The 21,036-nt window shown below is 59.0% G+C and carries 16 protein-coding genes and 1 pseudogene; 5 read left to right on the plus strand and 12 right to left on the minus strand.

Annotation, left to right across the window (positions count from 1 at the left end; genetic code table 11):
* Nucleotides 1-47 precede the first annotated feature (47 nt).
* Nucleotides 48-671: a biliverdin-producing heme oxygenase gene (locus tag ACVWYQ_RS15390; RefSeq protein WP_456725820.1), complete on the minus strand. Its 624-nt coding sequence runs from the start codon at nt 669-671 to the stop codon at nt 48-50.
* A gap of 434 nt (nt 672-1,105) precedes the next feature.
* Between ACVWYQ_RS15390 and ACVWYQ_RS15395 the strand changes: the two genes are divergently transcribed.
* Nucleotides 1,106-1,405 (plus strand): LrgB family protein, encoded by a 300-nt coding sequence (locus ACVWYQ_RS15395; protein ID WP_456725821.1) that lies wholly within the window; start codon nt 1,106-1,108, stop codon nt 1,403-1,405.
* A gap of 704 nt (nt 1,406-2,109) precedes the next feature.
* Here the strand turns inward: ACVWYQ_RS15395 and ACVWYQ_RS15400 are convergent.
* The 4 genes from ACVWYQ_RS15400 to ACVWYQ_RS15415 all read right to left on the minus strand — a co-directional run bounded on the left by ACVWYQ_RS15400 (nt 2,110) and on the right by ACVWYQ_RS15415 (nt 4,916).
* On the minus strand, nt 2,110-3,303 hold the full coding sequence (locus tag ACVWYQ_RS15400; RefSeq protein ID WP_456725822.1) for an MFS transporter: 1,194 nt from the start codon (nt 3,301-3,303) through the stop codon (nt 2,110-2,112).
* 118 nt (nt 3,304-3,421) lie between these two features.
* Entirely contained in the window at nt 3,422-3,796 is a 375-nt protein-coding gene (locus tag ACVWYQ_RS15405) for a hypothetical protein (protein ID WP_456725823.1), read from the minus strand.
* Nucleotides 3,797-3,946: 150 nt separating this feature from the next.
* Entirely contained in the window at nt 3,947-4,048 is a 102-nt protein-coding gene (locus ACVWYQ_RS15410; protein ID WP_456725824.1) for a hypothetical protein, read from the minus strand.
* A 322-nt stretch (nt 4,049-4,370) separates the two neighbouring features.
* Nucleotides 4,371-4,916: a GNAT family N-acetyltransferase gene (locus tag ACVWYQ_RS15415; RefSeq protein ID WP_456725825.1), complete on the minus strand. Its 546-nt coding sequence runs from the start codon at nt 4,914-4,916 to the stop codon at nt 4,371-4,373.
* Between the two features lie 253 nt (nt 4,917-5,169).
* On the opposite strand from ACVWYQ_RS15415, the gene ACVWYQ_RS15420 reads away from it, so the two are divergent.
* Nucleotides 5,170-6,261 (plus strand): LacI family DNA-binding transcriptional regulator, encoded by a 1,092-nt coding sequence (locus ACVWYQ_RS15420; protein WP_456725826.1) that lies wholly within the window; start codon nt 5,170-5,172, stop codon nt 6,259-6,261.
* Between the two features lie 237 nt (nt 6,262-6,498).
* On the opposite strand, the gene ACVWYQ_RS15425 is transcribed toward ACVWYQ_RS15420, so the two are convergent.
* The 4 genes from ACVWYQ_RS15425 to ACVWYQ_RS15440 all read right to left on the minus strand — a co-directional run bounded on the left by ACVWYQ_RS15425 (nt 6,499) and on the right by ACVWYQ_RS15440 (nt 10,629).
* On the minus strand, nt 6,499-8,772 hold the full coding sequence (locus ACVWYQ_RS15425; RefSeq protein WP_456725827.1) for a CehA/McbA family metallohydrolase: 2,274 nt from the start codon (nt 8,770-8,772) through the stop codon (nt 6,499-6,501).
* Nucleotides 8,773-9,305: 533 nt separating this feature from the next.
* Nucleotides 9,306-9,548, minus strand: a complete 243-nt coding sequence (locus tag ACVWYQ_RS15430) for a hypothetical protein (RefSeq protein WP_456725828.1) — start codon at nt 9,546-9,548, stop codon at nt 9,306-9,308.
* Nucleotides 9,515-10,054, minus strand: coding sequence for an MFS transporter (locus tag ACVWYQ_RS15435; RefSeq protein ID WP_456725829.1), 540 nt, complete (start codon nt 10,052-10,054; stop codon nt 9,515-9,517). The genes ACVWYQ_RS15430 and ACVWYQ_RS15435 overlap by 34 nt, the downstream gene beginning before the upstream one ends.
* Nucleotides 9,997-10,629, minus strand: a complete 633-nt coding sequence (locus ACVWYQ_RS15440) for an MFS transporter (RefSeq protein ID WP_456725830.1) — start codon at nt 10,627-10,629, stop codon at nt 9,997-9,999. The genes ACVWYQ_RS15435 and ACVWYQ_RS15440 overlap by 58 nt, the downstream gene beginning before the upstream one ends.
* A gap of 683 nt (nt 10,630-11,312) precedes the next feature.
* Here ACVWYQ_RS15440 and ACVWYQ_RS15445 point away from each other — a divergent pair.
* Complete coding sequence (locus tag ACVWYQ_RS15445; protein ID WP_456725831.1) at nt 11,313-12,095, plus strand: enoyl-CoA hydratase-related protein; 783 nt, start codon at nt 11,313-11,315, stop codon at nt 12,093-12,095.
* A gap of 42 nt (nt 12,096-12,137) precedes the next feature.
* On the opposite strand, the pseudogene ACVWYQ_RS15450 reads toward ACVWYQ_RS15445, so the two are convergent.
* Nucleotides 12,138-13,093: pseudogene (locus ACVWYQ_RS15450) on the minus strand (cytochrome-c peroxidase); the annotation flags it as partial.
* Between the two features lie 1,026 nt (nt 13,094-14,119).
* Between ACVWYQ_RS15450 and ACVWYQ_RS15455 the strand changes: the two are divergent.
* Both ACVWYQ_RS15455 and ACVWYQ_RS15460 read left to right on the plus strand, forming a co-directional pair.
* Complete coding sequence (locus tag ACVWYQ_RS15455) at nt 14,120-14,527, plus strand: hypothetical protein (RefSeq protein WP_456725832.1); 408 nt, start codon at nt 14,120-14,122, stop codon at nt 14,525-14,527.
* 1,208 nt (nt 14,528-15,735) lie between these two features.
* The gene (locus ACVWYQ_RS15460; RefSeq protein WP_456727149.1) at nt 15,736-16,056 is read left to right on the plus strand and encodes an integration host factor subunit beta; all 321 of its coding nucleotides are present in this window, start codon (nt 15,736-15,738) and stop codon (nt 16,054-16,056) included.
* 645 nt (nt 16,057-16,701) lie between these two features.
* Here the strand turns inward: ACVWYQ_RS15460 and ACVWYQ_RS15465 are convergent.
* Together ACVWYQ_RS15465 and ACVWYQ_RS15470 are read right to left on the minus strand one after the other, a co-directional pair.
* Nucleotides 16,702-17,844, minus strand: coding sequence for an IS630 family transposase (locus ACVWYQ_RS15465; RefSeq protein ID WP_456725833.1), 1,143 nt, complete (start codon nt 17,842-17,844; stop codon nt 16,702-16,704).
* A 99-nt stretch (nt 17,845-17,943) separates the two neighbouring features.
* Nucleotides 17,944-20,199 (minus strand): hypothetical protein, encoded by a 2,256-nt coding sequence (locus ACVWYQ_RS15470; protein WP_456725834.1) that lies wholly within the window; start codon nt 20,197-20,199, stop codon nt 17,944-17,946.
* Nucleotides 20,200-21,036: the final 837 nt, after the last annotated feature.

The following is a 21,036-nucleotide window of genomic DNA, read 5'->3' on the forward strand; positions in this document are numbered from 1 at the left end:
GGAGAGGCTTATGCTGATCAATTCGGCTGCCTGCAGCAAAGCTCCTGTCAAATTTCCGCCGCCGGTCGGTGCAGGTCGGACACCAGTTCCTGCACATGGGAGAAAGCGGCTCGCGCCCCGGCGACGGCGCGTTCGTCCTCGGAAACAGACAGGTCCACGGCGTCTAGCGCCCTCGTGAACGCCCTCCAATGCGCAGCGCGCCCCTCTCGGGCTGCCGCCAGATGACGCGCTCCGAAGGACTCCGACAGCCCAAGACTTCCGGCCGCTTTGAGTAGAGATGCGGCGCCGAGATTCGAGCCTTCCGCGACATAGAGCCAACCGATCGCCGTCGGCAGGTCGATTTCGGCGCTCTCGCAGCCGAGTTCGAACGTATGGCGAGGGCTTGCCGCCGCGATGCCAAGGTCGCAAAGGTCCTGCTCGATCAGGCCGAGGCGCCGGCGCGAGGAGAGACCGGGCAACCATCGGCCGAGCTCGTGAGAGACATACAGACCATCGATGGCCCGGTGGAATTCACGTTGCACGGTCACGAAGCGACCATACCGTTCGCGGTTCGCAAATGGGTTCTGTGCCATGATCTGTTTGTCGATGCTGTCATGCTGACTGCTCGTTGCGGCTTTCAGGCGTCTTGCCCGGCTGGCATCGAGAGGCTTTTCGACGTCGATCGTACTCATTGTAGCTAGTTCTCCGTGAAGGCTGGACTGATCCGAAACGAGAGTGGCTTGACGAGGTATGAGATCGCAGTGTGCTCGCCGATCTGGACACTGCAGGATCAGGACGGCGTACGAGATATTCCCTTCACAATTTCTGCCATATGCTTCTCTGCCACGAGTGATCTAGTCGCGTGCAAACTCGATCGCGGATCTTGGCAAAAACCTGTCGGAGCGCGCCTTAGCGCACAGAATACCGCGGGTTGGAGGGTCGGTGCTCAATCCTTGAGCTAATCTGTGTACCCGAGGCCAAGACTAACGTACATAAGCCAACACTTGCCATGTGCCATGCCCTCGATCAAATCACTAGGTCCGGTAGTTGACCAGCGCGGAAGCTTAGCAAGCAGCTAGAGAACTAGCATTAAAGGCTGTCCGGCGCTGACTTCCGTAATTCGCGAATGTCAGTTTCTGGAACGCGGCTGTCGCCCTCTTTCGCTCAGTTGGATCGCGAGCCAGCTAGGCCAATTTACGAAGCATCATTAAGTGCAACTCGGCGGAAAGAGATGATAAGCCGAAGCGGGATCAGTGACTATCGGGCGCGGGGCTTTCCGGCGGGCGTAGTGGCACACGGTATCGGTACAGCGCGCGCATTCCAGGTTGATGAGATTGCTGGCGTCTGTTCGAGCCTCGGCATGGGTATGAATGCACTTGTCACCTCGTTTCTGGTGCCGCTCGCGGTCACAGCGCCGACCCAATAATGCAGCCGTCACATCATCATTTGGCCCGAAGAGGTCGGTTGAATTGAAGTGATCAGGACGATCAACATGGCGATTTGGACGGCTGATTGAGCATCATTCAGTGGGAAAGGCGCTGCACACCCCAGGCTTGCTGAATTCATCGCGCCAGACCGATGACTGGTTTCGATGTCCACTCAACTGAATCTTTGGCGTGGGATGCGCGTTGAAATCCAGACGCTAAACCAATGGAAATCGCAGCATGCATTCGCAAACCCGTTCAGCGGGATGGTCGCGACAGATCGACATGTTTCTGGATCACGCCCGATTGAGACCACGATGCCAGATTTGCTCGCGCACCGGCCAAACATGATTGAGCCAGCCTGCGCCTGCACGCTGGCGATGCGAGTGGCCCAAGGGAATTCTCGTGGCGCCTGCGGCGGGTTCAAGAGGAGGCCCGATATTTGAAGCGTATGCCCTGGTATCCGGGCCTCTTCCTCATCCGAGTGCTTTCACGGACTACTTCGTACGCCTACTCTCAGCAACCGCCAACGTGGCGTCGGCGGCCAGACGTCTTAAGACATCCGACACAGCCGGCATTTTTTCGATTCCAGCGCGACGTGATCGCCGACTGTTGGGCGCCTCTTTGAGCGGCTGTCTGCGTTACGGAAATCTTCTGGTTTGGCAAACGGCAAAATCTCGCGCGCTGACACGCGTCCGCCACTCGTCTATCCTGTACATTCCCCACTCGCAGCTTTCGCCGGTTCTCGCACGAAGGCAACAGCAAGCCCTATGCCGACAAGGCCAATCAGGATGGACGCCGGGGCCAGGAATTTGACCCCACGGATCTCGACGATAACTCCGCCGAGAAAAGCGCCGATAGCGATGCCTGCGAAGGTTGTCGAGCTATTCATCGCCAGAACCAGCTTGGACCTATCCCCGGCTACGCCGAGGAGCCGGTGCTGGATGGGGACCAGATACATGTAGCTTACATTGCCCCAGAGGAAGGCGATGACCAGGGTGAGGAAACCATGTTGTCCGAAAGCGACAAGTCCTACCAACAGGAGTAGTTGTGCCCCGACCGCCGCGATGAGGACCATGTAGGGCCCGAAACGATCGGTCAGAAGGCCACAGGCTGCGTTTCCGGTCACGGCTCCGAATCCATAAGCAAGGAGCGCGGCCGAGAGCAGCGGGACCCCGGCAAGCAGAGAACCTGAGATGAAGACGCTGACGTAGGAATAGACGACGAATTCGGAGATGACGACGAACAGTGTCACGGAAAGGACACCATAGATGATCTTGGGGAACTCTTTCGAGGTAAGACCTTTTCCGTGCTCGGGCGCATTAGCAGGGATTCCAGACATCATGGGGGTGAAGATCAGCAATGCGAGAAGCCCCGCGATGACGACGAAGACGAAGGCATAGCGCCAGCCGATCGCATCTGCGATCCAGCTGGTGGCCGGAACGCCAGCAACCTGTGAAACGGTCATGCCGCCGAAGATGAGGGACAACGCGATCCCCTTGCGGGCGGGCAGCAGGAGCTCGGTAGCCAGCGCGGTAGCCGCCGGGGTGAACATGGCCGCGCCGTAGGCCGAAACGACCCGACCTGCCGCAAGGATTATGAAATTCGGCGCGATCGCGCAGACCAGATTGCCAACGATGAAAATCGAAACGGACAGGATCTGGACATTGCGGCGGCTCATGGTCCTAAACATCCAGGCATTCAGCGGCGCGAAAACGACGTAGCAGATTGCGTAGATCGAGATGATCGAGCCCGCCGCACCCGTTGAAATCGTGAGGTCACGAGAGATCACATCAAGCGCGCCAATGATGACAAAAGTGTCCAGGCCGATGGCGAAGGCACCAATGGTCAAAGCGACAAGGACGAGTTTCGTTCTTGCATCGGGAGGGGATGAGGTCATGACGGTCCTCTTCAGGTTCTTGTGAATTTTCAGGGCAGCGCGTCATGCAACTCAGGATAGAGACTGCGGATGATCGTACCGGAATAGCGGAGACGCGGGCCATATAGCAGCCAGGTCGTCACCACCTCGCCAATCTCCTGTATGCCTCGATCTCGTCGGGATGTTCGAGCGCCGATCTGCTGTAAGCGACGCCGGCATCATACACGCCTTCAAGGAGTTTTTTCTCAACAACCGGCTTTGTCGTTTCTAAAATCAGCTGATTCCAAGCATTCGTGTCGATATACCCCATTGTTGGTTCAGGAAGACCCAGCGTCCGAGGCTCTTGCACGTCCTTGCGTTTGAGAACCGCGATGCTCTGTGTGGGCAGTATGAAGGTGTCGACAACCTGCAGACGATCGCGATATTGCTCCGTCACGAGGTGGACATTCAGGTACGCGCTACATTGGAGGACATAGCTGTCTCGGCAATCCGCAGCCTCAGCCGCTTCAGCCACGAGATCGTCTACCAGTACGATGTCTCATGCCTCGAAGTTGCATGATGGTGACAGCTTCTCGCTGGGCCGAGCGTGTAGATGCGGACCATCAGGAGATGGCCTTTCGCTCGTCTATGATCATGGCTTCGAGCTCGCAGGCTTCTCCTATGATCAGCGCATAGAGATTTTCATAAAATCCCTGCGCAGCCCGCGTTCGGTCCCGATCTTGGCGCAACGAGCCTTTACCTCTGCAATACGAGACGGTTGCATCATCGCGATTCCGCGTTCCGTTTTGTAGCGTGCAACTTCAGCTCAGACGGAGAGTCTCTGGCTGAGAATCTCCACCAGCTGCTTGTCTAGCTTGTTGATGTGGTTTCGAAATAGAAGAAGGCCCTCATCAGGGCTGGAGACGTCAGTCATGCATGACTCCTGCCATCGAGGGATGTGTTCTGCGGTACGCCGAGCGCGGCATATCTTCTGGCAAGATCGGTGCTCTCGGGCTCTCGCGGATGAGGTCCACTCGTAGCGCCTTAAGATAGCCGGGATCATGAAGACTCATTAGAAGCGGCACCACGTTGTTTGTGACTTTGGTGAGCTAAAATGGACACCGGGCGAGCTCTCTAATCCGCTCCGTATCTTGCTTAGTCGATCCTCCGTTTCCGTTGAAGGCTTGATCGTCCCAGTCACACTTGCGAAAAGGCCCGGAGGGCTGGATGGGCCGGTGCCGTGTGTACAGATAGCCAGGTCGCACAATTCTCCGTCGTCTCCGTTCACCGGCCGGTGCGAAGCCCATGCTCTCATAGAATGCGACGAGCCTTTCGGCATCGGACCGGCCTGCCGAAGGAAGAGACACCTCGACCATCCACCCCCGCGCCCGCGCTTCGCGCTCAAGGGCAGCCAGAAGCCGCCTCCCATTTTGAGCCGAGCGATAGCGTGGATCCACCCAAAACTCCTGCAGGACGCCATATTGAGGCCCTGACAGCGGTGACCTGGGAGACGACAGCTCCGGTTGAAACGCACCGTCAGGCGCCTCGACGGCAATCAAATCCGCACCCAGATCTGCGAGAAACTGCGCGCCGACAGGGCCTATCAGGAAGTGATTGAAGCTCAGCACGCGAATGCCGCTTAGAAGATCGACCATGCTCTGTAGCCTTCAACTTTCTGAGGTGACGGTATTCTGTCATTGCATCTCTGAAATCGATTTCTAAAAAGACATTGTGAGCGGCGGAGTCAAGCGGCCTAAGAAGCGCCTACAACCGACGTGCCGCCGGATCGGACCAGCATTTGCGCACCGGAAAATGTCACCTGTCCGCACGCTGGGCTTGAGAAGTGTGGCAATCGGGTGGTTTATAGCGATCAGAGATCATGCCCTCTTTCGACTGATCGATGCCCAGATGAACAAGAAGCCAATAATCGAGCCCAAGGCCCGCCAACAAGCGCGTGTGAAGATTGAGGACGTCGCGCGCAAGGCAAATGTCTCGCCGGCGACAGTGTCGCGCGTCCTCAATCATCCTGAAATCGTCCGGCCGGAGCTACGCGACAAGGTGATGCGGCATATTGCCGACCTATCCTATACCCGCGACAGCGCTGCGAGGGCCTTGAAATCCGGGCGCATGCGTACGATCGGCGTGATCGTTCCGACGCTGGCGCTCGGTATTTTTGCCGAAGGCGTCGAAGCACTGCAGAACCGCCTTAGCGAAAGCGGCTACACCCTGTTCATCGCCAATTCCCAATATGACCAGCGTCGCGAATTGCAGGAGCTGCAGAGTCTCATCGAACGCGGCATTGACGGTATTGTGCTGGTCGGTGGCTCCCATGGACGCGAGCTGAGGGCGCTGATCGAACAAGCCGCTGTCCCCGTGATCACAACCTACGTTTCCAAGGCAGCTGGCGGCATTCCCGCGATCGGCATCGACAATGAAGGCGCCACCCGCGACATGACCGAATATCTCCTGGGGCTTGGGCACGTCCGTTTCGGAGTGATCGCCAATGTCAATTCTCCCTCCAACGACCGATCCCGTGCCAGGCTGGAGGGTATTCAGCGAGCACTTGCGAAAGTCGAAATCTCGCTCAAACCGACCCAGATCATCCGGACAGATTACTCGCTCGTCCAGGGGCGTAACGCGCTTCGTCAACTGCTCACTGACCATCCCGATACCACAGCGGTGGTGTGCACGACCGATACGCTCGCCATCGGTGCAATGGCGGAAGCCCGTAAAATGGGATCAATCGTCCCGGCGGCCCTTTCCATCACAGGATTTGACGATGTTGAGCTCGCGGCCCAGATGGACCCACCGCTCACGACAATTAGCGTTCCCGCGGCTGAAATCGGCCGGGGCGCAGCCGATTACCTCATCAATGCCATTGCGGGGACCCCGGTCCCCAGAAGTGTTCTGCTGCCGTATCGGTTGGTCATGCGGTCATCGACAGCGCCGCCAAGGCCGGGCGAACGCCCCGCAAGGCGGCAGCGGGCTCGCGGTCAGTGATCCTGCCGTCAGCGCGCCGGCAGCTGCTTGTGAAATCGGTCCTTCAAGGGCCGTTCATTGACGTTCGCCGAGCAATTCGAGGCTCGAACGAAGACTCAAGCTCCGCCCCGCACCTGCGCGTTTTGCTTACAACGATGCCTTGGCCGGGACCTGCTATGGCGCGGGTGCGCCGCAGAGCCGCAGGTTCAAGGTAGGCCGGAAGGGACCAGCAGGTGATTGTTCCAAAGCCTTCGTCATTTAATGCTCGCGTTTTACGTGAACGGAGTGAACCGGCGCATGTTCATGGCTGGCGCCGAGCTCGTGGAGCCGGTGATGCAGGCGATGATGTGCAAGCTCAATAGCAGCCCGTAGCCGCGAGTGCCGCGCTTCATCGGTCCTGGGAGCCAGCGTATCCATATAGGCTATCGATCCCTCGATCTGCGCGAGGACCGACACTGCGTCCGCGGTGGCAAAGATCGGTTGGTGACCGACTTGGACATACACCGCGCTGGTGTGGGCTGCGATGTCCGCCTCGCGCCCGGCGACACTGCCTCGAACGCGTATTGCGATCCAACAGGACTCGGTGAGCCGCAACGCGAGGTGACCCTTGCACGACAAATCGCCGCATCGAACTTCATCGACCACGGTGCCGTTGCGGATCAGCTCCACTCTTGTCGGGCGTACGCTGACCGACTCGATCCGCCAGCCGACGTCGACGATCCCGCCTGAAGGAGGAAGCGCAATCTTGCTCCCGGGGCGACGTCCTTCCACTGTCATGTCCACGAGCGGTCCGACCGTGATGAACGTGTCGCCGCTGCGTACGGCATCCATCCAGTTGCGATACGTGAAATCGCGCGCGCCCAGCTGAACATAGGTCCGCGATCCTCCGAGGAGCGCGGCCGCGTCCATCTTGTCGGACCCGGCGACCAGAGGCAGGTGATAACCGATGTTGAGGTAACGGTACCAGTCGGCCAGGCCAAATGCGCTGATCTGCGCCGTCCGCGGGTTGAACGACATCATTTCGATGGCGTCGACCAGGCCGAGCACGATATCGGCTGCTCGCTCGGCCTGCGGGTTGGGCGCGTGGGGCATCACGACAAGCCCGCGTTGCTGGCGGCAACGCTGCGCCCAGTCGGCCATGGTGGCTTCCAGGGGATCGCCTATCGCCGCTTCGTTGGATCCAGCGCAGGACAGCGGATGGATGATCTCGCCCTCATAGCCGAGAAGCGAGATGTGCCCGAGCACCTGCATCCGATTCTCTGTACCGACGCGGGCGAGGAACTCTCCATCCCCGCCGAAATCCTTCGCGCCGAGCGTCGTGCGCCCATCGAAATCGGCGACGTTGGTGAACAACTCGCCCCATTGCGCCGCGAGCAGGTTGACCACGTTGACGCCCTCCGCCTTGCCCTCCAGCAGGGCTGTCTGCGGGCTCAGGAAGTGGACGTGCGTATCCGAAGTGACCCAGCCCTGTTCGCGCCAGCGCAGCACCCTGTCCAGCTCGAAGGTGAGCTCGTCCGTGCTCGCGGTGATTTCAACGATGCGGCGCAGGGGCCGCACCTCGAAGCCCCTGCTGATCTCCACGAACACGGGCCCGATCGGCAGGTCCGCCATGCAGCTGCCATCCACATAGGCGTATTGGTTCAACCCGTTCGCAAACTCGCCGGCGAGGTCCTCGAACCTGCCGGTATTGACCTTGCGGTGGTGCCCCTTGGGCGGCAGATACTCCCCATCCGCGCCATGAATGTGCAGGCGCGCGGCGACAGGAACGCCATTGCCCTTGTCTACGATGCGAATCCTGACAGGCCTTGTCGCCGGCGCGATGGGCACCACCTCCAAGGAGCTGTCCGACGCGTTGCCGGCAGTCAGCGACCGTAGGTCGGCAACGTGCAAGCCGCCGTCCTCGGCGCGGAGGTACAGCCGTGCGTCGGGATGCGCGGAGTACTCGACGATGACCTCGTCCTCGGAGCGCAGGGGCTGCACGTCGTGCTCGTCACCGAGCCAGGCCGATCTCGTATAGTCGAGCACCGCGCGGGCGGAGATCACCGTGCCGAGATCGATGCCGATCTGTTCGCCGCGATGATCGACGTCGAGCTCGCCAAGCTTGTTCAGATGCACTCCGGGCGGCAGCCGCATCTTCAGCTTGCGACGACCCTGGAGGCGCAGCGGATGCTCGGTGAGGTTTGTCGTGGTCAGGGCAAAGACAAGCGAAACTTCTAGCTCGGCGCGCAGGTTTAGCGAGGTGAGCTCCTTCTGCGGATGCGGATTGGGGAGCGCATAAAGCCACACGTTTTCGCCTTGTCGATCCATCCGCCCCGATTCGGTACGGGTTTCGCCGTGGAAGAAGCTCTTGCCCGGCGCTCTGCCGAGCGTGAAATCTTCCCCGGTGCTTGCGTGCACGATGGGACCGCGCAACGGCAGGGCCGCAAACGCACTCGCGCTCCAGGAGATATGGTTCTGCTGGATCGCGAACCGCCGCAGCACCGGCACGTTGGCCTCGCTGCCGTCGGCGTAGCGGAGCACGTATGTCGCCATCCGATCTGCGAGCGAATTGCCTTCGGCGTCGCCGGCCCGACCTCCCCGAATCCTTGAGGGTTCGCAGGCCGATGGTCCCCCACCACTTGCACAAAGAGCACGTAGCTGGCCAAAGCGCGTGGCAGCGCGATCAGGACAGGAACCTCCCCAGGCCGCAAAGCGAGCACATCCGACCCGGCGTCGCTGCCGAACAAAAATGGCATGCCGCGATGCGTCTGCGGCCCCCGCAGGGAATCGATCCAGCCGTTATCGCCTGGACGGCTTTCGGATCCTTCGTAAAGCTCCAGGCGACTGGCGGTGAAATATCGCTGCAAGTCGACCGGTGTGAAGTGCGGCGATGATGGCGTTTTCATTCGATGGACTCCAATTCATGGACGTCATCGCCCATAAGCGGCCCGGGCTGCGATGAAGAACTGCTCACGTGTTCGGTGCTCGCGAAGACGCTCGCTCCGATCCCATGCTCCTTGCGACATGTTGTGCGTCTAATAATGAAAGCTCTGCGCGTGCCTTGGTGGCGCAAGTGGCAAAGGCGTTCAGTCACCAATGTAGACGCGGCCACGCCTCTTGGCGAAGTGGTAGACCGCTACGCTCAAGAGAGCTATCAACGATCCATAGACAGGAAACATCCAGGCCATGTGCTCGCGCTGCAACCACACAAGCAGATACGGCGAGGTCCCGCCAAACGATGAGACGCCGAGCGCATAGCCAAGAGCTACGCCGGTGGTGCGCACGGCACGCGGCATCAGGGTGGTAGCGATGAAGTTATAGAGGGCCATGTTGAAACTACGATGGCGCCGCCGAACACCGTGACAAGGAAGAACGTCGAGATACTCTTTTGCGAATAGAGCAATGTCAAAAAGAAGCATGGAATGAGCAGTAGGCGCAGCAGCGTGAATGCGCGCGAGGGGCGCACCTTATCCGCGAAGGCGCCGACAAGGGGGGCGGCAAGCATCCAGCTCAAGCCCATGAGCGTCATAATCCCGTATACCCAGGTGCTGTCCTCCTTGAATACGGTGTTGGCCATGTTGGGCAGGCCCGTATTCCATGCGTAATTGGCGATTTGCACCGAGCCGATCACCAGGATAACGGCGAGCAGCGAGAGCCGCACGCTCCAGAGCGTTTTCCACACACCGATGGTCGTTTCTTGAATGCGCGATAATTCATCTTGGCGATGCATAGCCCGATGGATCAAGGTCTCCGGCAAGCTTGTGCGCAAATAGATGACTAGCAGGCCGAGCACGCCACCGACAGCGAAGGGTAAACGCCAGGCCCACTCGCGCATCGCTTCTGGAGCACCGAGGCACTCACTAAAAAGGCGACCAGGCTGGATCCAAGGTAGCCTAGCTGAATGCACGTACCACCGATAAAACCCAGATAAAGGCCTTCCTTTCCCGGCGGGGCCAGTTCAATCGCGATGGCGTTTGCCACACCCGCCTCGGCTCCAGTGGCAAGCCCCTGAATGAGTCGCATGATAAGCAACGCCACGGCTGCCGTGAGACCGATGTCCTTGTAAGTCGGCAAGATCGAGATTAGCAGCGAGCATACGGCCATCGCGGTCACCGAGATCATCATCACCCGTTTGTGGCTAATGCGATCCGCGACCGGACCCAGCAAAGCCGCCCCCACTGGCCGCGAACAGAAACCCGCCCCGTACACCGCCAGCCCTGCGAGCAAAGACGTTGAGGGATCGTCCGAAGGGAAAAAGTGTGGCGAGAGAAAAGCCGCCATCACGCCGTATACACCCCAGTCGTACCACTCAAGGGCTACGCCTCCTCCGAGGCCGACAGTCATCCCTTTGAACGCAACTTGATTCTCAAGCTGAACGGATAGCGCACCGGGTTGAGCAATAATGTTCATGTGTTCTCGGGCTCGGTCAATGGCGTTAACGATGTGGCGGGTCGAGCAAGAGCAAGCAGTCGCTCGTTGGCTCTACTGCGCGAAGTGGTGCAGTGCCTATGGTATCCATCGAGTTGAGCGGGCGGCACGCAGCGATGGAGACGCAGGCGTCACGAGGCACCCAGAATGCCGCCCACAGGCTTGCTTGGTGGGCGATTAAGTCGCGCGACCCCACGGCCGGCTTTTGGGCCACCTTAGTCAAGTGATAATGAGCAGCGCTTCCGATTGGCGCGGCTGCTCAAGAGCAGACGCCGCAGAACGCATTGCGCATAAAACGCGTCCGAGCCTGTGTCCCATTTCCTTCCAGTTGATAAGCGCGCTTCTGAGAAGCTGTTGTTCTGTTGGTAGACGCCGCGCCGCCAAGAGATCCCTCAACAGCTGCACGCCCGGCGCTGCTGGCTAGCGGCCGCTGCCCACATTTATGAAATCGATTTCATTAACGTAGGCACATCGGATTAAGGAGGCAAGCCGCGAAACGAAGCGGTTTGGACTATATCAGCAGTAAAAGCTTGCCTTCGGGTGCTCAACGCAAAGCGCGCGCAGCAGCTGAAATGGATGAAATGAGCCGAGATAAGGCGCTATTGTGTCGAAATCGATTTCAGTCTAATCGCAGGATTTCTCATTTCTTTCAGGAGACACCCTCAATGACGGAGAAGTCCGATCTCATCCACTCGACCACTCCTAAGGCCCATGTGCGCGTTGCGACGTTGAACAGGGCGCCGAAACGAAACGCCTTGAGCAACGATCTGATCGCGGAGCTTGCAGCGACTTTGCGGCGTGCCGCGGCCGATCAGGATGTTCGTTGCGTCGTCCTTTGCGGGAACGAAGCGTTTTTCTCTGCCGGGGCCGACATCAAGGAGATGCAGCAGCGCGGGTTTGAGGCAATCGACAATCCCGCGCGACGTTCTGCGTGGCGGGACATCGCCAATTTTCCAAAGCCTCTTATCGCCGCGGTTGAGGGAATTTGCTTTGGTGGCGGTCACGAACTGGCCTTGCTTGCTGACATCGCCATTGCAGGCGAAGGAGCGCGGTTTGCACAGCCTGAGATCAGCATTGGGATTTTGCCAGGCGACGGCGCAACTCAGCGTCTAACGCGAGTGGCAGGGAAATCTATGGCCATGCTGATGATACTGACTGGCCAACCCATTTCTGCCCGTGCTGCGATGCAGGCTGGCCTCGTCGCTGAAGTTGTTGAAACCGGCATGGCAAAGGCGCGAGCGCTCGAAATCGCCGAAATGATCGCCCAGAAGCCGCCCCGTTCGACCGAGCTCGCCAAGGCAGCCGTCCTCGCCGCCTTTCAGACCACTTTGGATGCTGGGCTCGAATTCGAGCGGCAGGCAATTCGGTGCGCATTCGGCACGGCTGACCAGCAGGAAGGAATGAACGCCTTCTTGGAGAAACGATTGCCGAACTATCGCGGATATTAACCAACAATTATCGGCGCGCGGCGAGATGATCGGCACAGGCGGTAGCCTCGGAAACGTGGCAAGTGGCGAGGAAGCATTGAGGCTTTGAAGGAGGGCGACAAGGTCCTTCTTCTCGCCTGGCGTCAGAGACAGAGGTTTGATCGAGGGGGAGCGGCTTGGGCGGTCAATGCCACCCTTGTCGTAAAGCTCGATGACATCTTCCAAGGTCGCAACCGATCCATCATGCATATAGGGAGCGCGGCGAGCGACATCGCGTAACGTCGGCGTCTTGAATGCATACCGGAGCTTTTCGGACCGCGGGAACAGCCGTCCGGCCGCGCCAATATCGTGAAACGATCCGTCCGTGAAGGATGGTCCCTTGTGGCAGGTCGAACAGCCCGCCTTGATGGCGGTCTCGTCGCCGATGATCCAACGGTCAAACGGTGACTCGCCGGCCACGATGGTGCGTTGAAACGTTGCCAACGCCGCTTCGATCCGGGGCCGGCTGATAGCATCATCTCCGAACGCGCGAGTGAACGCCTCGCCATAGGCAGGGATAGCCGAGAGGCGCGCAATCAAGTCCGCTTCGGTGAGATTCATGTTCATCGGATTCGTGATCGGACCAAAGGCAACCGATTCAATATCGGCGAACTTCCCGTCCCACCCAACGGCTCAATGAAGGCCACATCGATCAGGCTCGGCGCACGAAGCGGCAGGCCTTTCGGATCCTCGCCGATGGCGTGCGCGAGGCCATCTCCCCAGGAAAGTGACGGGTTATGACACGTCGCACAGGAGCGCGTTTTCGACCGCGAGAGCAGCGGGTCGAAAAACAGCATTTCTCCCAGAGCAGCTTTCGCGTCCGAATAGGGGTTGCTGCTCGGAAATGGAATCACTTCCGGCCGACGATAGGTGGCGCGGACGGCCGCGAGTTCATCCGGCTGCTCTCCCGTGGTCAGAGCAAGAGACAGGCCCACCGGCAAAAATGCCACCAGATATGCCAAGCCGACCCAAAGCCTCATCGGACCCATCGGATGAGATGCTCGCTTATCACTATAACTAATCTTAATGCGCCGGCGCGCGCGATTGGCGCTCCGACCGAACCGGCGGCGAGATTGGCAAGCAGGCCACGGAGCCGTTACGCGGGACAAGCGACGGCTTCGGCATTCTCTTGTAAACGTTCTTACTTAATGATGCCCTAATTCAGGTCGCGTACTTGCTTTGACATTTCTGCACTAACAGAGGCCTGACGCGCGGCCGCCTGCGGGCATTCATCCGAAATCAACGTGGAGAGCTCGACGGTCCGATTTGCCGAGCTTGTTCGCGCCAAATACCCAGCGGGGCCTGTCCTTATTGGCTGCGGGAACCAAAACGAAGCAGTCGCCGCCAGGAAGTTCGGCAGGTTCATCCCAAAGCCGTATCGCGGCATTGCGCGGCTGATCGCAGCATCGATGCAATGAGGGCATCCGCTGTCGAAGCCGACCGTCCTGATGGTAGATTGCGACATACTGGTGCGCCAGCCGCTTGCCGAACACTCGCGCGGGTGCGGCTATCGCGTGCTGGCAGCGATCCATGCAGACGAGGCCCGCCAAGGATCGGGCCGAGGCGGGCAGATCGATGTTGCCCTCATCAAGGTTAGGCCGCGCCGAGCGAGGGATGGACGCCCTGGCGGGCTGGATCAGGTCTGGACACCCCGCCATCAAGGTCCTACTAGGATGAAGCACTGCAGCTCGCTGACGATCTTTGCAACGAAGGGCTAGAGGAACAATTTGTCCTATGCATCGGTGTTTGATGACATCCGGCGCCTTCTCACAGCTCGCAAGCAGGAATCGTTCTGATAGTGGCCTCCACACAGAAGATTCCGAGAGGGACGAACAGTGCGGCTGGGTGATTCTGACGCCCGCGAGCTCCTTTCTCGCCCAATCCTCGCGAATGTCATCTCATCTTCAAGCCGATCGAGCAGAAAGACAGCGGATGAAAGCGCCTCTACGCCGATTATCTCCGTAGCTGGCATGCTAACATCGGGTTGCTATTTATCCGGGGCCAGCATGTCATCGCAAGAACTTTCCACACCGTCGGCTGCTGCAGCTGATCGAGATCTGATCTTCGTCGTCATTCAGAAGCATCGCGAACTGTCCGCCTACTACGATGCCGCCGCGTCGGTATCGGCGAAACTTGAGAAAATCTGCGAATTTGAAGCCGCCGACGAAATCAGCGGCCAACGGAACTTGGCTCTGACGGAGCATGCAAATGTGCTCATTCGATCGGCCCCAACCACGATCGGGGGCGTTATCGCTCTCACCCGATACGTCGCCAGCCTGCGGGAGTGGGAGCTGCCTGATGATGATGCGTGGTATCAGGTCTTCTTACGAGGACTGGCGGACGCGATCGATGAAATCGCTATGGCGCAGCCGCATGGGCACCCACGCGGACCATATGTTTCGGCTCGGCCATGACACTGGTTTTCATAGTGCGGGGAATCGTTTTCTGGGGTGCCATCGCTTGGCTTCTCTATGTCCTTTGGAAATTGCCGTTCTGAAATTCGACGGTTCGTCAAAATTTAGCTGCCAGCTATCGGCAAGATGAACGCCACGTCGGCAAGCGTCGACCGGCCTAGCGAGTTCCGGGATATGGTGTGCATCCGGCCGATGCGCCCTTTGGCAGCGCGGATGATCTCGTCGATGCGAAGGCCGCTTTTAAGGCCAGCTCGGAGGGCGCATCTGCAAACCAAGACAGCCGCAATCCTTCGCATCATCAATATCCGGCGAAGTGGATGACCGGTGGGCAAGGGGCGGCCGATCGACGATCAGCTTGAGCTCGGCGGCCGACGCCTCGTGACGCTGGCAAGTATATCGGAGCCATGTCGGCGAAGGATCAGAAGGCGCTCCGTTTGACAGTGCGCCGAAGCCCCTGATCAGTTACGGAGGGCATCGCCCCCACCAACGCTCCTTCGAATTAGGATGATTCGCTCGCTCAATCTTGGCCGGCGACCGACGGCCCGATCAGCCACCGTGCCACGTTAAAAGCGCGGGGATAGTCGTCACCGACACAGGCCAGAAAACACCGGATCGCCTTGTCCCCAAAGTGGTGGCAATCGGGGCTGTCACAGGCGCGCTCAGATGAGACGACCCGAAAACCGAACTCTTCGGCGACAACGCTGGCTGCGCTTCGATTCGATACGTCGATTGACGTAGGGTTGAGATATCGCGCTCAATCGACCTTCCTGTTTGATTTTCGATTGCTCTGGATCCATCGATACGATCAACAACAGGTGCCGGTCGTCGCGGGCAATTTGGCATGCTGGCTTCGCACGTCAGACATCAGACTGTCCGTTCTCATTCCGGGGCCTCAACAGCACCAGCTCTCGGTCGTGAATATTTGGCAAGATTGTGCGATAATAGATGGAACGGCCTCCAAGTTTTGAGGATCAACGCAACACCACAACCACAAGCGAGCAAAAAGGAGCACAGTTCTAGCAGAGTCGTTGCAGGCACTTGGTAGATCCAAATACCAGCGCTACCTTGGTGATGCCAAATTTCAAATGCTTGTCATTTCAGCCGACTTGCGTTCGGCAGGTTCTGGTCGTTCGACCCAGCTGTGGCTTGACATGCGCCAGCGCTTTCGAGGAAATGATCGTTCATCAATGCTGTGGATGGTAGCGTCAATGATTAGGTCCGAACTCGTGGAGCGTATCGCCGGCCGACATCCGCACCTTTACCAGCGCGACGTCGAGAAAATTGTAGGCGTAATTCTCGGCGAGATCGTTGCTGCGCTCGAGCGCGGAGATCGGGTCGAGCTTCGCGGCTTCGGAATCTTTTCTACCAAGCAACGGCGGGCTCGCATGACCAGAAATCCGCGAACAGGCGAGCTCGTGCGAGTTGACGAGAAGCGCTTCCCGCACTTTAAGGCCAGCAAGGAGATGCACGGCCGCTTGAACGCGACGCGAGACCGAAAGTCGGCAAGTTTGCCGTCCGAGGCAGCCTAGGACTACGCGCATCAGCTGGCGCTGAACGCAAATTAGCTCTGCCTGACGCCACATACAGCTGCCCGTTGGCGCATGTCGGCCAACGTTCTTACTAGGCACGCACGATCGCCGTGCATCCGAATCGCATGGGCTAAGCTCGATCAACACAGGTACGTTTGGCGGAAGACTAACGACGCTGGTGCAGCGAACACGGTTGACGGAGGAACATTTCGGCGAATTGGTTGGTTACGAACCACTACCAGCTTGGGCATATCGTCCCACAAGCGCGGACCGCAATTACGTCATTGTTTTCATGATTTCTTCCCTTCAGGGTGCGATCAAATACCCCGACTCCAAGGCCGGGGCTAAGTTATGAAAGGAGGCAACACGCATGCGCCGGCGCGGAGGCCATCAGCGAAGCGGCGCCCGAAAGCCATGCGATGCGCGCCGACTTCATACGACCGCAGCGCTCCAATATCAGAGATCACTGAAAAGCTTTTGCTTCGCCGGCTTTCAAGGGCAACACTCCTGATATCTGAGGAGGCCTCGAAATGTTGGCTCTTCACGTCATCAGGATCCTGAATCGCTTATAGGCAACTCGGTCCCTGCGGCATTCCAGTTAGGCGGTATCTGCCCTAGTCGAGCGTTTCCTTGGTTCGAATCATATCAGGCGGCCTCGGCGAGTTTATAGGACCAGGTGTGGATGACCGGATGGCGGTTCACGTCGTCGATGCCGGCCATGATGCGTTGCTTCAGCTCGTGTTTTGATGTCACCCGGATGTGGCGCAACACCGAGCGAGCAAATTTGGAGAAGAAGCCCTCGATCAGGTTGAGCCAAGAGCCGTGCTTGGGGGTGAAGGTGAGCTCGAAGCGTCCGACGGGTCGGGCGTTGAGCCAGTCTGTGGTTTTTCTCGATATGTGCGCGGAATGATTGTCGAGGATCAGCTTGATTGCGGTGCCCCTCGGATAAGCGGCATCGAGCAGCTTGAGGAGTTCGATGAACTCTCGGCTGCGATGGCGATCTCTCACGAGAGCATGGACCTTGCCGGTCAGCAGATCGATCCCAGCCAGCAGACTGAGCGTGCCATGACGTTTGTACTCATGATCCCGCGCAAAGGTGGCGTGGACGCCAGGCTCGGGCGGCAAATCCGGCGCCGTCGTTGCGATAGCCTGGATTCCCGGCTTTTCATCACAGGAGACGATTGCCACCGGCTTGCCCCTCTTCGATTTGGCAGCGGCTTTTTTCAGAACCTCGACTTCACGATAGACACACAGAACCTCGGCCATCTTCTGTTCGAATTCGGCGTCGCGGTTCTCCAGATAGTAGCGCACCTTGTGCGGCTTGATTTCCTCTTTGCCGAGAATCTTGCACACCGTGCCCTGGACCAAATTGGCCAGACACTTGTGCCCGGCCGCCGGTCCGTGCTCGCGCGCATGGCGTGCCAGCAATCGCGTCGTCCACAATTCATGGGGATAGCCGTGATCCTTGGCCTTGTCGCACGCCAGCGACACCAGCCAGGCCTTGGCCTCCGGCGTGATCGTGGGCTCCTTGCCCGGCCGTGGCCGATCGTCGAGGGCTGCCAGCACTCCGTGGGCCAGCGCCCGCTCGACGCAGCGTTCGACGGTCTGGTGATGGACCCCAAGTCTGCGCCCCACGGCACAGAACGACCGATTGTCCCGGTAGGCCAGCAGCATCTGCGCCCGCGAGACCCGGCTCGATGGCTCGGTTCTCGACCGCGAAAGAGCCGCCAGCGCTTCAATCTCATCGTCGGTCATCGCCAATTCGACCGCTTGCCGCCATCCTGCCATGAAACCGCTCCTCGTTGCGCCAACCGCAACCGAGGAATCCGCCAACACTCAATCAGTTCCAGCGCAGGCTTCTTGGAATCGATCGTCTAGTGTATCGATTCAGCTGCGCGCCCCGCGCTCCGTTCCGGCAAAAGGATACCCTGGATAGCCGCTAAAAGCGGAACCTAACAGGGACTTGCAGAACGCAGGCGTGAGCTTGCCGCGATGGATCACGACGTCTTCGTGACCCTTTGCAGCTCGAGCGTTCTGCCAGAGGCGATTGTAGCCGCGCTGTTCGTTGGATTTCACGTGGCAAGCGGCGAACTCGGCGTCATCCAATGTCGTTAACTGCCACGCATAGACCGGCCGCTTCGTATGGATGTGCACCCACATCGGATTCACCGTACCATTGCGCAGTGGCGTAGGCTGCAGCTTGATCTCGAACAGCGTTCCTGGCTCACCCTTCAACGCGCGCGGTGACTCCAAGGGATCCAACTCCTCGGCCGCCTGCAACCGTTCGAGGTACTTCTGCGAGGGAAACGCATAGGTCTTCATGCAATCGATCTCGATTGAAGCCTTTCGCGCCTTCAAAGCATGTGCCTGCCCCTGAACCTCCGACAACATCGCCTTGAGGCGGACTATTTTGTCGTGCACTTCGGGCACTTGCATAGGCGTGAGTAGGCCGCGTCGGCGAGGTTCGTCCAGCGCGGCTACACAGGCCTCGATCTCCGCAGATTGGCTCTGCAGCCGCTCAACCACGGTGTCCACGACGTGGTCGGCATCTTCGGGCTTCATGTGACGCGCTTGCGAAATGGCTCTTTGCTCACGGCGCAGATCGAATTGCAAGAGTTCGTCCAATCGCGCGAGCAGGCGCGTCAGTGTCTCCTTCGATGGCGGAGCCTGCCATATCGCCAAGTGTTCCCTCGCCGACGAAGACATCCTCGTATGCGCCTCCTCCGCGCTCGCGAGTTTCTTCGTGCCCAGATCCGAGAGCACAATAACCTTGGTGGTTCGCGCCGTGTCGGCGTCACGCCTAGCGAGCTGCGGCTCGTGCTGCCCGGCTGCCGAACTCCCCACACCTCCGGCCTGCCTGCGCTTGCCCTTCCCTTTCCTGCGCGCTGGACTGCCTTCGGCCGCCGGGTCGTTGCCGGCAGCGTCGGCCGGTAACGCAAGGCCAGCCTCCGTTGGCGGTGCAATGATGGCTGGTATCTTCGGCTGCACTGCTAGGAGGCGCATGACCTCATGGGCAGTGACCCACGCTCCTTCCACGATCTGATCCAACAGATCCAACGGAAGCTCGGGACTTGCTCCCCTATGCCTTAGCTCGGCAACCATGTTCGGCAGTGCCGACGCAAATTCCGATAGCCGCTCCATGACCCCTTCCAGAACGGCGCAGTGCTCTGCGTCGAGGGCTTGTCCTTTGCTGTGCAGAACAGCGTCGCCCGTTGAGAGGAATGCCGGAACAACATCGCCCATGAAGGTTCCGAGTAGACGTGTCCGACCGTTCTCACCCAAGAGGATTTGCCTGACGGTCGGGTCGAGCGTGCTCGCGTGCGACTCAATCATGACCCGCGCGAGAAGGACTTGCGATTGCAGATGCACGCACCTCGTATTCAGTGCCCAGCCGGTATGCAGCCGTAGTGTCGCCTGTTCGGCCTGTCGCATTTCGGCCGTTGCACTTGACAAGTTGGCAGTGGCTGCGCAGACGGACTGCATCCGTTCAGAGCGCAATGCCTTCTTTTCCCACCACTCCGTGCAGGCCAAATAGTGTTTCGCCGCACTGGAAGCCGCTCGGATCAGTTGGTCGGGCGGAGCATTGGATTGGCGCATCCGCTCGAGTATCTTTCCCGCATTCTCCCTACGCTGCTCCAAGGCGTAGATAGTGGGTGCGGCCAGCGCGTTGCATTCGTCTCCCGCATACAGAGTCCGGTCACGAACTCGGCGGGCCTGATCTTCGGACAGAATGCTGCGCGCCACATTTGGAGACAGGCTCGCGTAGTAGTCCAGAACTGCTGCGCCTACTTTGACGACCTTATCGATCAGCTCTTGCGCCTCAGACGAGCTCTGAGCGCGCATGGCAGCACTGTGACAAGCATCAAGTTCCTCAAGCAGGTCGTCCATATTTTGCTTCGCTGCGTTGATCCCGTCACCGCTAGAGGAAATGGGGACAGCCACACCCGAACCTGAGGGCACGCTCGCGAGCGTCGCCATTCTATCTTCAGGCGCTAAGCACATCCGCTCCAAGACGGAGTTGAAAACTCGGTGGCCTTCCGCAGGGACAAAATTTGGCTCCGAATGCGGACTGCTCAATCCCGACGTGCTGTCGGCTCCTGCAGCCCCAACGTGCGGTTCGCCAGATCGGCCAATGCCCGTCATGTTCCATCCCCCATACGGTCAGCAATGCGCAGCGTCCCTGGATAGGCCGCCTGGCTGACGGTTGGCTGACGAAGGATGCTCTCCGGATGCACAATCCCGCCGTCCGAGTTCCAATTTCATGGAAGCTGTTGTGGTGCTGAGGTAGCAATATGGGATGGCCCATAAGGTGCGGGATGGTCGATTGTAGCGCCTGTCCGCATTCCGTTGCCTCGCCTTGACCAGTATGGAAATGTGCGCTGCCAGAAACAGCCCTGCCAAAGTCATTCCCGAATACCGAAAGCCGTCAGCATGGCGAACCGCAGGGTCGATTTTCAGACTTTCGGCAGCAGCAAAGCTCTTACTAACCGGGAGGAGATGCTATTGTTCGACCAAAGAGCTTCGGATCAACAATGCGTAGATCTGGCTCGATGTGGAACGTTCCGTCAAGACAACCTCTTCTTCTCGCGTTCGAGGAGCAGAACCTACGTTGCGTAAGTCTTTTTTCAGAATAGGACCTCGCCGAGGATGCTGCCCAGTTAAGCGCACTTAGAATAATAGCGCAGTAAGCGTGCCAAGCCCACCGAGCGCCAATCCGATATCGGCGAACCTTACCGTTGGCCCGTCTCGAAACAGCAGAGCGTGAGCATCGGTTCCACCACCAAAATTGCTCCCACCGATATCGCGAATATGCAGATAATTTCGAGCTGCATGTATCCCAGTGCATATCCGAAGACGAGAAGGATACCGCCGAATGGTATCAGCAGAAACATCGGCAAGAGCGTTGTCGAGAAAGTTGGTGACGGCGGGAATCGGAAAGGCGGCATATCGTGGGGGTGCTTGACGCCTCCACTTCTCCAC

Source organism: Bradyrhizobium sp. USDA 3397, from assembly GCF_054060965.1.

Excerpts from the sequence above, each read along its gene's own strand:
- ACVWYQ_RS15420 (WP_456725826.1), top strand. The coding sequence starts at position 5,170 with ATGAACAAGAAGCCAATAATCGAGCCCAAGGCCCGCCAACAAGCGCGT.
- ACVWYQ_RS15445 (WP_456725831.1), top strand. The coding sequence starts at position 11,313 with ATGACGGAGAAGTCCGATCTCATCCACTCGACCACTCCTAAGGCCCAT.
- ACVWYQ_RS15395 (WP_456725821.1), top strand. The coding sequence starts at position 1,106 with ATGTCAGTTTCTGGAACGCGGCTGTCGCCCTCTTTCGCTCAGTTGGAT.
- ACVWYQ_RS15410 (WP_456725824.1), bottom strand. The coding sequence starts at position 4,048 with ATGATGCAACCGTCTCGTATTGCAGAGGTAAAGGCTCGTTGCGCCAAG.
- ACVWYQ_RS15440 (WP_456725830.1), bottom strand. The coding sequence starts at position 10,629 with ATGAACATTATTGCTCAACCCGGTGCGCTATCCGTTCAGCTTGAGAAT.
- ACVWYQ_RS15460 (WP_456727149.1), top strand. The coding sequence starts at position 15,736 with ATGATTAGGTCCGAACTCGTGGAGCGTATCGCCGGCCGACATCCGCAC.
- ACVWYQ_RS15415 (WP_456725825.1), bottom strand. The coding sequence starts at position 4,916 with ATGGTCGATCTTCTAAGCGGCATTCGCGTGCTGAGCTTCAATCACTTC.
- ACVWYQ_RS15455 (WP_456725832.1), top strand. The coding sequence starts at position 14,120 with ATGTCATCGCAAGAACTTTCCACACCGTCGGCTGCTGCAGCTGATCGA.
- ACVWYQ_RS15465 (WP_456725833.1), bottom strand. The coding sequence starts at position 17,844 with ATGGCAGGATGGCGGCAAGCGGTCGAATTGGCGATGACCGACGATGAG.
- ACVWYQ_RS15470 (WP_456725834.1), bottom strand. The coding sequence starts at position 20,199 with ATGACGGGCATTGGCCGATCTGGCGAACCGCACGTTGGGGCTGCAGGA.
- ACVWYQ_RS15390 (WP_456725820.1), bottom strand. The coding sequence starts at position 671 with ATGAGTACGATCGACGTCGAAAAGCCTCTCGATGCCAGCCGGGCAAGA.
- ACVWYQ_RS15430 (WP_456725828.1), bottom strand. The coding sequence starts at position 9,548 with ATGGCCCTCTATAACTTCATCGCTACCACCCTGATGCCGCGTGCCGTG.
- ACVWYQ_RS15400 (WP_456725822.1), bottom strand. The coding sequence starts at position 3,303 with ATGACCTCATCCCCTCCCGATGCAAGAACGAAACTCGTCCTTGTCGCT.
- ACVWYQ_RS15435 (WP_456725829.1), bottom strand. The coding sequence starts at position 10,054 with ATGCGCGAGTGGGCCTGGCGTTTACCCTTCGCTGTCGGTGGCGTGCTC.
- ACVWYQ_RS15425 (WP_456725827.1), bottom strand. The coding sequence starts at position 8,772 with ATGGCGACATACGTGCTCCGCTACGCCGACGGCAGCGAGGCCAACGTG.